The following is an 11653-nucleotide window of genomic DNA, read 5'->3' as shown; positions in this document are numbered from 1 at the left end:
TTATATTTCGAGGAGGATTTCCATAATGGGAAAAGAAAAATTCGACCGTTCCAAGCAGCATGCTAACGTAGGTACAATTGGTCACGTCGACCATGGTAAAACAACACTAACTGCAGCAATTGCAACAGTTCTTGCAAAAAAATTAGGTGGAACTGCAGCATCATATGCTGACGTTGACAACGCACCTGAAGAAAAAGAACGCGGAATCACAATCAATACTTCACACGTTGAATATGAAACTGCAACACGTCACTACGCACACGTTGACTGCCCAGGTCACGCGGATTACGTTAAAAACATGATCACTGGTGCAGCTCAAATGGACGGCGGAATCCTAGTTGTTTCTGCAGCTGACGGCCCTATGCCACAAACACGTGAGCACATTCTTCTTTCACGTCAAGTAGGTGTTCCTTACCTAGTTGTCTTCATGAACAAATGTGACATGGTTGATGACGAAGAACTTCTTGAATTAGTAGAAATGGAAATTCGTGACCTTCTTTCTGAATACGATTTCCCTGGCGATGACATTCCTGTCATCAAAGGATCTGCTCTTAAAGCACTTGAAGGTGAAGAAGCTTGGGAAGATAAAATCATGGAGCTTATGAATGCTGTTGATGAATATATCCCTACACCACCACGTGATACTGAAAAACCATTCATGATGCCTGTTGAGGACGTATTCTCAATCACAGGACGTGGAACTGTTGCTACTGGTCGCGTTGAGCGTGGAGTAGTTAAAATCGGTGATGTTGTTGATATCATCGGTATCGTTGAAGAACCAAAAGCTACTACTGTAACAGGCGTAGAAATGTTCCGTAAACTTCTTGACTATGCAGAAGCTGGCGACAACATCGGTGCACTACTTCGTGGTGTATCACGTGATGATATCCAACGTGGGCAAGTACTTGCTAAACCAGGTACTATCATTCCACACACTAAATTTACATCTGAAGTTTATGTTCTTTCAAAAGAAGAGGGTGGACGTCATACTCCATTCTTCTCAAACTACCGTCCACAGTTCTACTTCCGTACAACTGACGTGACTGGTGTTATCGAGCTTCCAGAAGGCGTAGAAATGGTTATGCCTGGCGATAACGTTGAAATGACAATCGATTTGATTGCTCCAATCGCTCTTGAAGAAGGTACTAAATTCTCTATCCGTGAGGGTGGACGTACTGTAGGCGCTGGCGTTGTAGCAACAATCATTAAATAATTCGTCACCTTTTAAATCCCGTCCATTGTGGCGGGATTTTTTTGTCCTTGAATTTCCATTGACAGATGAAACACCCTTTGTTATCTTAATATAGTCACTTCAACGCTTTAACTGACTAAAGAAACATTCGGGAGGAAAATACATGAACGCTGTACTAATTGCTGTAGGAATAATGCTTATATTAAGTTTACTTCGGGTTAACGTCGTGTTGGCTCTTGTTGCAGGAGCAATTATTGGCGGATTTGCAGGTGGTTTGTCATTAAATGAGACGATAACTTCATTTACGGGTGGGCTAGGAGCTGGTGCAACCATTGCCCTAAGTTACGCGCTACTGGGTGGATTTGCTGTTGCAATCTCTAAAACTGGTATTCCACAGCTACTGGTAGCTGCAATGCTACGAATTGTAAAGAGAGATGGGGAAGCGGACCGAACGGGTCTTGGAAAAGTTCTAATTATATTAGTTCTTCTAACGATGGCTTTGTTCTCACAAAATCTTATACCTATTCATATTGCATTCATACCGTTAATAGTACCGCCAGTTCTACATATTTTAAATTTGTTGAAAGTGGATCGTCGTTTAATTGCTTCCGTTCTGACATTTGGATTAACGGCTCCGTATATCCTACTGCCATATGGCTATGGATTCATCTTCCACGAGATTCTCGCTATTCAAATGGAAGCATCTGGACTAGCAATCAACATGGCAGATATCCCGAAAGCGATGGCATTTCCTGTTCTGGGCCTGGTGGTTGGACTACTGATTGCGATCTTCTTCTCTTATCGTAAACCAAGAGAGTATGCGGATAAGCGAATTGAATTTGCCGAAGAGGTAGTTATTGTGAAGAAACGCAATATCGTCTTTACAGTGGTAGCGCTTATCGGTACCCTTGCAGTACAAATACCAACAGATTCGATGATTGCAGGTGCCGTAACCGGTATCACAATTCTATATATTACAGGGGCACTAAAATGGAAAGATGCTGATGGTCTTATCAATGAAGGAATGCGCATGATGGCATTTGTCGGATTCGTTATGATTTCGGCGAATGGATTTGCTGCTGTGCTTCAGGAGACAGGTCATATTGTTACGCTTGTGGAGTATGCAAGTACCGTTCTTGGAGACAGTAAAGGAATCGCTGCTTTTGTAATGCTTATGGTCGGTTTGATTGTCACAATGGGCATAGGATCATCATTTGCTACGATTCCAATTATCACTTCAATCTTTGTACCGCTTAGTATGGCCTTCGGTTTCAGTACGTTATCAATCATCGCACTCATAGGAACTGCAGCGGCCCTGGGAGACGCAGGGTCGCCTGCATCTGACTCTACACTTGGACCAACTGCTGGACTTGACGTGGATGGTCAGCATAATCATATATGGGACACATGTGTACCAACGTTCATTCATTACAACATTCCGTTGTTGGTGTTCGGATGGATAACAGTAATGTATCTAAACTGATAAATAAATTTTTCGGACTATTAAGCTCTGTGTTGCAAAAATGGAGAGAAAGAATTATAATAATAAAGTTGAGAAAAAGAATTCCGCCAAAACACTTGCGAGATTCTTTTTCTTTGTGTATAATATTGAATGTTGGTCTTTGACTGCGATGAAGCGAGAGGTTGCCGACACACCAGGCCGCTTTGCCATGGCATGTGTGTGGGAAATTTTCGCGGAGAATGTCTATAACAAAATAGGCGCAAGGGAGGGAAAATAATGGCAAAACAAAAGATTCGTATTCGTTTAAAAGCATATGATCATAGAATTCTTGATCAATCGGCTGAAAAGATCGTAGAAACAGCAAAACGTTCGGGTGCTAGTGTATCGGGTCCGATTCCACTACCGACTGAAAGAACTGTCTACACGATTCTTCGTGCGGTACATAAATACAAAGATTCGCGCGAACAGTTCGAAATGCGTACTCATAAACGTCTTATCGATATCGTTAATCCGACACCACAAACTGTCGATGCTTTAATGAAACTCGATTTACCATCAGGCGTAGACATTGAAATTAAACTTTAATCGATACTAAATAAAACACACATTAATTCAGGAGGTGGACTAAATGACCAAAGGAATCTTGGGAAGAAAACTCGGTATGACGCAAATTTTTGCTGAAAACGGAGATCTTATCCCGGTAACTGTGATTGAAGCTGGACAAAACGTTGTTCTTCAAAAGAAGACAAAAGAAACGGACGGCTACGAATCAATCCAAATCGGATTTGAAGATAAACGCGAAAAGCTTGCTAACAAACCTGAAAAAGGGCACGTTGCAAAAGCTGATACTGCACCTAAGCGCTTCATTCGTGAATTCCGCGAATTAGACGTTAGTGGCTACGAAATTGGTCAAGAAGTCAAAGTCGATACTTTCGCTGAAGGCGATATCGTTGATATTACAGGCACATCAAAAGGTAAAGGGTTCCAAGGTGTTATCAAGCGTCACGGATATTCACGCGGACCTATGACTCACGGATCACGTCATCACCGCGCACCAGGTTCAATTGGATCTGTAGATGCACAACGTGTATTCAAAGGTAAAAAAATGCCGGGCCGTATGGGCGGTAAAACAGTAACAGTTCAAAACCTTGAAATTGTACGGGTTGACACTGAACGTAACTTGTTACTAGTTAAAGGTAACGTTCCTGGAGCACGCAAATCACTTCTACAAGTGCGCAGCGCAATCAAAGGGAACTAACTACTAAAGGAAGGAGGAAACAGGAATGCCTAAAGTAACCGTATTAAATCAGGCAGGAACTTCTGTCGGAGACATCGAGCTAAATGAAGCAATCTTTGGCATCGAGCCGAATGAATCTGTTTTATTCGAAGCATTAGTTAGCCAACGTGCTTCATTGCGTCAAGGTAACCATAAAGTGAAAAGCCGCGGACAAGTAGCTGGTGGTGGACGTAAGCCATGGCGCCAAAAAGGTACAGGTCGTGCCCGTCAAGGTTCGATTCGATCACCACAATGGCGTGGAGGCGGTATCGTATTCGGTCCAACTCCAAGAAGCTACAGCTACAAATTACCGAAGAAAGTCCGCAGGTTGGCTCTTCTTTCAGCACTTTCTACGAAAGTTCGCGACGAAGAAGTAATCATTCTTGAAGGACTAACATTCGAAGCACCAAAAACAAAAGAATTCATCAAAGTACTTGCTGATCTTTCGATTGACAGAAAAGCATTGATTGTAACTGCAGACCTAGATGAAACTGTGGCATTGTCCGCACGTAACATCCCTGGAATCAGTGTAGTAACAGCTACAGGTATCAATGTACTTGACCTTATTGGTCACGACAAACTTGTTATGACAAAAGCAGCGGTGCAAAAAATAGAGGAGGTGCTTGGTTAATGGAAGCACGTGATATTCTAAAACGTCCGGTCATTACCGAGCGTACTTCTGAACAAATGGAATTCAAAAAGTACACTTTCGAAGTTGACACGCGCGCTAATAAAACACATATTAAGCAAGCTATCGAAGAAGTCTTCGGTGTTCAAGTTGATAAAGTGAACGTACAGAATTACAAAGGTAAACTTAAGCGTATGGGTAAGCATTCTGGTTATACGAACAGACGCCGCAAAGCGATTGTTACACTAACTGCTGACTCAAAAGACATTGAACTTTTCGAAATGTAATTTGAACGACTAATAGATATCTAATTATACGAAGGAGGGAACACAAATGGCGATTAAGAAATACAAACCTACCTCCAACGGACGCCGTAACATGACTACATCCGATTTTGCTGAGATTACTACTGACAAACCGGAAAAATCATTGCTTGCACCGCTTAAGCGGAAAGGCGGCCGTAACAACACTGGTAGGACTACTGTTCGTCACCAAGGTGGAGGCCACAAGCGCCAATACCGTGTCATCGATTTCCAACGACGGAAAGATGGCATACCAGGACGCGTTGCTACGATCGAATACGATCCAAACCGTTCAGCTAACATTGCTCTAATCAATTACGTAGATGGAGAGAAACGCTACATTCTTGCTCCAAAAGGTTTAGTAGTTGGAGCAATGATTATGTCAGGCCCGGAATCAGATATCAAAGTGGGTAACTCACTTCCACTTGAAAACATTCCAATGGGTACTACAATCCACAACATCGAAATGAAACCAGGTAAAGGCGGACAACTAGTACGTTCTGCAGGAACTTCTGCACAACTATTAGGCCGAGAAGACAAGTATGTAATTGTACGTCTTCAATCTGGAGAAGTTCGCATGATTCTTGCAACATGCCGCGCGACAATTGGTCAAGTTGGTAATGAGCAACACGAACTTATCAATATCGGTAAAGCAGGACGTTCACGTTGGATGGGTAAACGCCCAACAGTTCGTGGTTCTGTCATGAACCCTAACGATCACCCACACGGTGGTGGTGAAGGTAAAACTGGTATCGGTATGAAATCGCCGGTTACTCCTTGGGGTAAACCGACACTTGGATATAAAACACGTAAGAAAAACAACAAATCCGACAAACTTATCGTTCGTCGCCGCAAGAAATAATTTGAATGCACTGCGGTTCAACGAATGGACCGTAGTACAGACACGGAGGGAGGTTCCGACATGGGCCGCAGCTTGAAAAAAGGACCATTTGTAGACGATCATCTAATGAAGAAGGTTGAAGCACAAAAGGATTCCGAGAAAAAACAGGTTATCAAAACTTGGTCACGCCGTTCAACTATCTTCCCGACATTCATCGGAATGACAATTGCTGTATACGACGGACGTAAACATGTTCCTGTTTATGTTACTGAAGATATGGTAGGTCATAAACTGGGTGAATTTGCACCAACGCGCACATACAGAGGTCATGGCGCTGACGATAAGAAAACAAGACGTTAATTTGAGAGGAGGTTATTTCTGATGCAACAAGCAAAAGCTACTGCCCGCACAGTCCGTATTGCTTCTCGCAAAGTCCGTTTGGTCGTTGATCTTATCCGGGGCAAAAAAGTCGGTGAAGCTATCGCAATTCTACGCCTGACGCCGAAAGCGGCATCTCCGGTTGTAGAAAAAGTTTTGAAATCAGCGATTGCAAATGCTGAACATAACTACGAAATGGACGTCGAAAACCTATTCATAAGCGAAGTATTCGTTGATGAAGGTCCGACTATGAAACGTTTCCGACCACGCGCACAAGGACGCGCAAGTGCGATTAACAAGCGTACGAGCCACATTACTTTAGTGGTATCTGAAAAGAAGGAGGGATAATTCGTGGGTCAAAAAGTACATCCTAACGGTTTACGGGTCGGTATCATCCGTGACTGGGAGTCTAAATGGTACGCAGAAAAAGACTATGCGACTCTCTTACACGAAGATTTGAAAATCCGTGAATACATTGAAAAGCGTCTTATAGAAGCGTCTGTTTCTAAAGTAGAAATTGAGCGTGCTGCAAAGCGTGTTAACATCAGCATTCACACTGCTAAACCAGGTATGGTTATTGGTAAAGGTGGTACTGAGGTTGAAGCACTTCGTAAACAACTGAACGAAATCACTGGTAAACGCGTTCACATCAACATCATCGAAATTAAACGTGCAGATCTTGATGCTAAATTAGTTGCAGAGTCAATTGCTCGTCAACTAGAAACTCGCGTATCATACCGCCGTGCACAAAAACAAGCGATTCAACGTACGATTCGTTCTGGTGCTAAAGGAATTAAAACACAGGTTTCTGGTCGTCTTGGCGGGGCTGACATAGCTCGTTCGGAACATTACAGTGAAGGTACTGTCCCTCTCCATACATTACGTGCAGATATTGATTATGCACATGCTGAAGCAGATACTACATTTGGTAAGCTTGGCGTTAAAGTATGGATTTACCGTGGAGAAGTCCTTCCAGTGAAGAAACAGAAGATCTCTGAGGAAGGAGGCAACTAATTATGTTAATGCCTAAACGAGTTAAATATCGTCGTGTATTCCGTGGTAAAATGCGCGGTACTACAAAAGGCGGAGCAACAGTTCAATTCGGTGAATACGGTCTACAAGCGGTTGATGCGGCATGGATTACAAGCCGTCAAATCGAAGCAGCACGTATTTCAATGACACGTTACATGAAACGTGGCGGTAAAGTTTGGATCAACATTTTCCCGCATAAACCATATACGAAGAAGCCTCTTGAAGTCCGGATGGGTTCCGGTAAAGGTGCTGTAGAAGGCTGGGTAGCAGTTGTTAAACCTGGTAGAGTTATGTTCGAAATAGCAGGTGTACCGGAAGAAGTTGCGCGTGAAGCGCTTCGCCTTGCATCTCACAAACTTCCTATCAAAACTAAGTTTGTAAAACGTGAAGAAATTGGTGGTGAATCTAATGAAAGCTAATGAAATTCGTGATCTGACAACTGCAGAGATTGAGCAAAAAGTGAAATCACTGAAAGAAGAGCTTTTCAACCTTCGCTTCCAACTCGCGACAGGTCAATTAGAAAACACTGCACGCATCCGAGAAGTTCGTAAATCGATTGCGCGCATGAAAACTGTAATACGTCAAAGAGAAATCAGTGCAAATAACTGATGAAGGAGGTTGCAGCCATGACTGAGGAGCGTAACCAACGCAAAGTGTATACAGGCCGCGTTGTATCCGACAAAATGGATAAAACAGTTACTGTAATGATCGAAACACAGAAGAAACATGCTAAATACGGTAAACGTGTTAAGTACTCTAAAAAATTCAAGGCCCACGATGAGCTGAATGAAGCGAAAATCGGTGATGTTGTTCGTATTATGGAAACTCGTCCATTATCGGCAACAAAACGATTCCGTCTACTTGAAGTAGTCGAAAAAGCGGTCATCATCTAATAACGTTCGGATATATAAATCCGGGAGGAGGTAGCCTCAATGATTCAACAGGAAAGTCGTATGAAAGTCGCCGACAACTCAGGCGCTCGTGAAGTTTTAACAATTAAAGTATTAGGCGGTACAGGCCGTAAAGTAGCAAACATCGGTGATGTTGTTGTAGTTACGGTAAAAAAAGCAACACCAGGTGGCGTTGTTAAAAAAGGTGAAGTCGTCAAGGCTGTTATCGTCCGCACGAAAAGCGGAGTACGCCGTAAAGACGGAACTTACATTACATTTGATGAAAATGCTTGTGTTATTATCCGTGACGACAAGAGCCCACGTGGAACACGTATTTTCGGACCGGTTGCTCGCGAACTTCGTGACAGCAACTTCATGAAAATCATTTCACTCGCTCCTGAAGTTCTTTAATTACATGATAGTGCCAATCAAGGAGGTGCGACAGAATGAATGTTAAAAAAGGTGATAAAGTTATGGTCATCACTGGTAAAGACAAAGGTAAAACCGGTGTGATTTTAGTGGCTTTCCCTAAAAAGGATCGTGTACTTGTTGAAGGTGTTAACATCGTCAAGAAGCATACGAAACCTAACCAGGAGAATCCTCAAGGTGGAATTGTGAGCCAAGAGGCAGCTATCCACGTATCAAACGTCATGTTAATCGATCCTAAAACAGGCGAGCCAACTCGCGTAGGTTACAAGATCGAAGATGGCAAAAAAGTTCGTGTTGCTAAAAAATCCGGGGAATTACTGGACAAATAAGTAACGGATGAAAGGAGGTCCAACAGATGAGCCGTTTAAAAGATAAGTTTAAAAACGAAGTCACACCTGCTCTAATGAGCAAGTTTGAATATACATCAGTTATGCAAGTCCCTAAAGTAGATAAAATCGTTATTAACATGGGTGTTGGTGACGCTGTTCAAAACACGAAAGCACTAGATGCGGCAGTGGAAGATCTAACAATCATTTCCGGTCAAAAGCCGGTCATCACAAAAGCGAAGAAATCAATCGCGGGATTCCGTCTCCGTGAAGGTATGCCTATCGGAACAAAAGTTACATTACGCGGTGAGCGTATGTACGAATTCCTAGATAAGCTAATCTCTGTTTCTCTACCCCGAGTACGTGACTTCCGTGGTGTTTCGAAGAAAGCATTCGATGGTCGCGGTAACTACACACTTGGTGTTAAAGAGCAACTAATTTTCCCTGAAATCGACTATGATAAAGTTTCTAAAATACGCGGTATGGATATCGTCATCGTTACGACTGCAAACTCGGACGAAGAAGCACATGAGTTATTAACGCAGTTCGGCATGCCGTTCCAGAAGTAAATAAGAGGGAGGCGTAAACGTGGCTAAAAAGTCAATGATTGCTAAACAAAAACGTACACCGAAATTCGAAGTACAGGCATACACACGCTGCGAGCGTTGTGGCCGTCCGCATTCTGTATACCGGAAATTCAAGCTTTGCCGTATTTGTTTCCGCGAACTAGCGTATAAGGGACAAATTCCTGGCGTCAAAAAAGCCAGCTGGTAAACCCCTAAATTTGGGAAGGAGGTAAATGTAATGACAATGAGTGATCCGATCGCAGATATGCTTACACGCATCCGTAACGCCAATATGGTTCGTCACGAGAAGCTTGAAGTACCTGCTTCAAACATGAAAAAAGAAATTGCAGAAATCTTGAAACGTGAAGGTTTCGTACGCGATGTTGAATATGTAGAAGATAACAAGCAAGGCATCATCCGCATTTTCCTTAAATATGGTCAAAATAACGAGCGTGTCATCACTGGACTTAAACGTATTTCAAAACCTGGTCTTCGTGTTTATGCAAAAACAAGCGAAGTTCCAAAAGTGTTGAATGGTCTTGGTATCGCCCTCGTTTCCACATCAAATGGCGTTCTTACTGACAAGGAAGCACGCGCTAAACAAGTAGGCGGAGAAGTAGTAGCTTACGTCTGGTAATTCGTAACAATTGAATGGAGGTGCAATTGAATGTCCCGTATTGGCAAAAAGCCGATTGAGGTACCTGAAAACGTGACAGTTACCATCACAGAAGGTAACTTCGTTACTGTTAAAGGTCCTAAAGGCGAACTTACAAACACATTTAACACGGATATTAAAATCGAGCAGGAAGACAATGTGATCACTTTGGTCCGTCCTTCTGAATCCAAGGAACACCGTTCTATTCACGGAACGACGCGTTCACTTCTCGACAATATGGTGATTGGCGTTTCACAAGGTTTTGAACGTAAACTTGAACTAGTCGGTGTAGGTTACCGTGCTTCCCTTCAAGGTCCTAAACTTGTATTGAACGTTGGTTATTCTCACCCGGTTGAATTTACACCCGAAGAAGGAATTGAAGTTGAAGTTCCTGCTAACACTAAGATCACTGTCCGCGGTATCAATAAAGAACGCGTAGGTGCTCTTGCATCGAACATCAGAAAAGTACGTCCACCAGAGCCATATAAAGGCAAAGGAATTCGCTACGAAGGTGAAGTTGTCCGTCGTAAAGAAGGTAAAACAGGTAAATAATGCCGCTTAAGGCATCCGGAAGGAGTGATCACGATGATTACGAAAAAAGATAAAAACGCTACTCGTAAGAAACGTCATACACGGGTTCGTAACAAAATTAGCGGGACTGCAGCACGTCCACGTCTAAACGTATTCCGTTCAAACAAGCATATCTATGCTCAATTGATAGATGACGTAAATGCAGTAACGATTGTTAGTGCTTCTTCAATGGATAAAGAGTTCGAATCTGAATCCAAAGCGGACACTGCAGCAGCAGTAAAAGTCGGCGAGATGATTGCAAAGAAAGCTGTAGAAAAAGACGTTAAAGCGGTAGTATTTGACCGTGGCGGCTACTTATTCCACGGCCGTGTGAAAGCTCTTGCGGACGCAGCTCGTGAAAACGGTCTGGAATTTTAATTAAGAAGGAGGGACACATTTCATGCGTCGTAATGATCAGAATAAAAGTGAATTCGAAGAACGCGTAGTTACGATTAACCGCGTAGCGAAAGTTGTGAAAGGCGGACGTCGTTTCCGTTTCACTGCTCTCGTCGTTGTCGGAGATAAAAATGGCCGTGTCGGTTTCGGTACTGGTAAAGCACAAGAAGTTCCGGATGCAATCCGTAAAGCTATCGAAGATGCGAAGAAGAATTTGATCGTTGTACCAATGGTCAAAGGAACAACTCCGCACGAAATTCTTGGACACTTTGGTGCAGGGAAAATCCTCATCAAACCAGCAGCTCCAGGTACTGGAGTTATCGCCGGCGGACCTGTCCGTGCGGTACTTGAACTTGCAGGCATCACGGATATCCTTTCAAAATCACTTGGTTCAAGCACACCTATTAATATGGTTCGTGCAACAATCGAAGGATTAACGAATTTGAAACGCGCTGAAGATGTTGCTAAATTGCGCGGTAAAACCGTGAAAGAACTGTACAGTTAAGGGGGGAAATACAATGGCGAATAAACTTGAAATCACCCTTACAAAAAGCACTATCGGTGCGAAACCTGCACAACGTAAAACAATCGAAGCACTTGGACTTCGCAAATTACACCAAACGGTCGAACATCAGGATAATGTTGCTATTCGCGGCATGATTAGCAAAGTCGACCACCTAGTTACGATCACTGAACAATAATTATCGACT

At 43.0% G+C, this 11653-nt stretch carries 22 protein-coding genes; all 22 read left to right on the top strand.

The genetic code is table 11. The features are described 5' to 3' along the window. Positions 1 to 25: 25 nt before the first annotated feature. Complete coding sequence (gene tuf / locus AC1TO4_RS07020; protein ID WP_482104725.1) at positions 26 to 1213, top strand: elongation factor Tu; 1188 nt, start codon at positions 26 to 28, stop codon at positions 1211 to 1213. A gap of 142 nt (positions 1214 to 1355) precedes the next feature. Next, on the top strand, positions 1356 to 2675 hold the full coding sequence (locus tag AC1TO4_RS07015; protein ID WP_482101590.1) for a Na+/H+ antiporter family protein: 1320 nt from the start codon (positions 1356 to 1358) through the stop codon (positions 2673 to 2675). 255 nt (positions 2676 to 2930) lie between these two features. Further along, a complete protein-coding gene (gene rpsJ / locus AC1TO4_RS07010; RefSeq protein WP_067204744.1) occupies positions 2931 to 3239 on the top strand; it encodes a 30S ribosomal protein S10 in 309 nt (102 codons plus the stop codon). 43 nt (positions 3240 to 3282) lie between these two features. Next, on the top strand, positions 3283 to 3912 hold the full coding sequence (rplC, locus tag AC1TO4_RS07005; RefSeq protein WP_482104724.1) for a 50S ribosomal protein L3: 630 nt from the start codon (positions 3283 to 3285) through the stop codon (positions 3910 to 3912). Positions 3913 to 3937: 25 nt separating this feature from the next. Beyond that, entirely contained in the window at positions 3938 to 4561 is a 624-nt protein-coding gene (gene rplD / locus AC1TO4_RS07000) for a 50S ribosomal protein L4 (protein WP_482101588.1), read from the top strand. Continuing rightward, entirely contained in the window at positions 4561 to 4845 is a 285-nt protein-coding gene (gene rplW, locus AC1TO4_RS06995; RefSeq protein ID WP_340792986.1) for a 50S ribosomal protein L23, read from the top strand. Before rplD ends, rplW begins: the two co-directional genes overlap by 1 nt. A gap of 46 nt (positions 4846 to 4891) precedes the next feature. Further along, positions 4892 to 5722 (top strand): 50S ribosomal protein L2, encoded by an 831-nt coding sequence (rplB, locus tag AC1TO4_RS06990; protein ID WP_482101587.1) that lies wholly within the window; start codon positions 4892 to 4894, stop codon positions 5720 to 5722. Between the two features lie 60 nt (positions 5723 to 5782). Next, positions 5783 to 6061 carry a 30S ribosomal protein S19 gene (gene rpsS, locus AC1TO4_RS06985; protein WP_340792988.1) on the top strand — a complete coding sequence of 93 codons (279 nt, stop codon included), beginning with the start codon at positions 5783 to 5785 and terminating at the stop codon, positions 6059 to 6061. Between the two features lie 21 nt (positions 6062 to 6082). Next, positions 6083 to 6427 carry a 50S ribosomal protein L22 gene (rplV, locus tag AC1TO4_RS06980; RefSeq protein WP_067204760.1) on the top strand — a complete coding sequence of 115 codons (345 nt, stop codon included), beginning with the start codon at positions 6083 to 6085 and terminating at the stop codon, positions 6425 to 6427. Between the two features lie 3 nt (positions 6428 to 6430). After that, positions 6431 to 7093 (top strand): 30S ribosomal protein S3, encoded by a 663-nt coding sequence (gene rpsC, locus AC1TO4_RS06975; RefSeq protein ID WP_482101586.1) that lies wholly within the window; start codon positions 6431 to 6433, stop codon positions 7091 to 7093. 2 nt (positions 7094 to 7095) lie between these two features. Continuing rightward, positions 7096 to 7530, top strand: a complete 435-nt coding sequence (gene rplP, locus AC1TO4_RS06970) for a 50S ribosomal protein L16 (RefSeq protein WP_482101585.1) — start codon at positions 7096 to 7098, stop codon at positions 7528 to 7530. Beyond that, positions 7520 to 7720, top strand: a complete 201-nt coding sequence (gene rpmC, locus AC1TO4_RS06965; protein WP_025783856.1) for a 50S ribosomal protein L29 — start codon at positions 7520 to 7522, stop codon at positions 7718 to 7720. Before rplP ends, rpmC begins: the two co-directional genes overlap by 11 nt. A gap of 17 nt (positions 7721 to 7737) precedes the next feature. Beyond that, complete coding sequence (rpsQ, locus tag AC1TO4_RS06960; RefSeq protein WP_340792992.1) at positions 7738 to 8004, top strand: 30S ribosomal protein S17; 267 nt, start codon at positions 7738 to 7740, stop codon at positions 8002 to 8004. A gap of 39 nt (positions 8005 to 8043) precedes the next feature. Continuing rightward, positions 8044 to 8412: a 50S ribosomal protein L14 gene (rplN, locus tag AC1TO4_RS06955; protein WP_482101584.1), complete on the top strand. Its 369-nt coding sequence runs from the start codon at positions 8044 to 8046 to the stop codon at positions 8410 to 8412. A 35-nt stretch (positions 8413 to 8447) separates the two neighbouring features. Next, positions 8448 to 8759 (top strand): 50S ribosomal protein L24, encoded by a 312-nt coding sequence (rplX, locus tag AC1TO4_RS06950; RefSeq protein WP_179392967.1) that lies wholly within the window; start codon positions 8448 to 8450, stop codon positions 8757 to 8759. A 26-nt stretch (positions 8760 to 8785) separates the two neighbouring features. Beyond that, entirely contained in the window at positions 8786 to 9325 is a 540-nt protein-coding gene (rplE, locus tag AC1TO4_RS06945) for a 50S ribosomal protein L5 (RefSeq protein WP_482101583.1), read from the top strand. A 19-nt stretch (positions 9326 to 9344) separates the two neighbouring features. After that, the gene (locus AC1TO4_RS06940; protein WP_482101582.1) at positions 9345 to 9530 is read left to right on the top strand and encodes a type Z 30S ribosomal protein S14; all 186 of its coding nucleotides are present in this window, start codon (positions 9345 to 9347) and stop codon (positions 9528 to 9530) included. Between the two features lie 30 nt (positions 9531 to 9560). Continuing rightward, positions 9561 to 9959 carry a 30S ribosomal protein S8 gene (gene rpsH / locus AC1TO4_RS06935; protein WP_149581701.1) on the top strand — a complete coding sequence of 133 codons (399 nt, stop codon included), beginning with the start codon at positions 9561 to 9563 and terminating at the stop codon, positions 9957 to 9959. Between the two features lie 30 nt (positions 9960 to 9989). Continuing rightward, a complete protein-coding gene (rplF, locus tag AC1TO4_RS06930; RefSeq protein ID WP_482101581.1) occupies positions 9990 to 10529 on the top strand; it encodes a 50S ribosomal protein L6 in 540 nt (179 codons plus the stop codon). Between the two features lie 33 nt (positions 10530 to 10562). Beyond that, positions 10563 to 10925 carry a 50S ribosomal protein L18 gene (gene rplR, locus AC1TO4_RS06925; protein ID WP_482101580.1) on the top strand — a complete coding sequence of 121 codons (363 nt, stop codon included), beginning with the start codon at positions 10563 to 10565 and terminating at the stop codon, positions 10923 to 10925. A 22-nt stretch (positions 10926 to 10947) separates the two neighbouring features. Then, positions 10948 to 11448 (top strand): 30S ribosomal protein S5, encoded by a 501-nt coding sequence (gene rpsE / locus AC1TO4_RS06920; RefSeq protein WP_482101579.1) that lies wholly within the window; start codon positions 10948 to 10950, stop codon positions 11446 to 11448. 13 nt (positions 11449 to 11461) lie between these two features. After that, a complete protein-coding gene (gene rpmD / locus AC1TO4_RS06915) occupies positions 11462 to 11644 on the top strand; it encodes a 50S ribosomal protein L30 (RefSeq protein WP_482101578.1) in 183 nt (60 codons plus the stop codon). The last annotated feature ends 9 nt before the right edge of the window (positions 11645 to 11653 follow it).

It is taken from the genome of Sporosarcina sp. Y838 (genome assembly GCF_056786515.1).
Note: the sequence above shows the minus strand (reverse complement) of the source record. Positions and strands in the feature narration are given on the sequence as shown.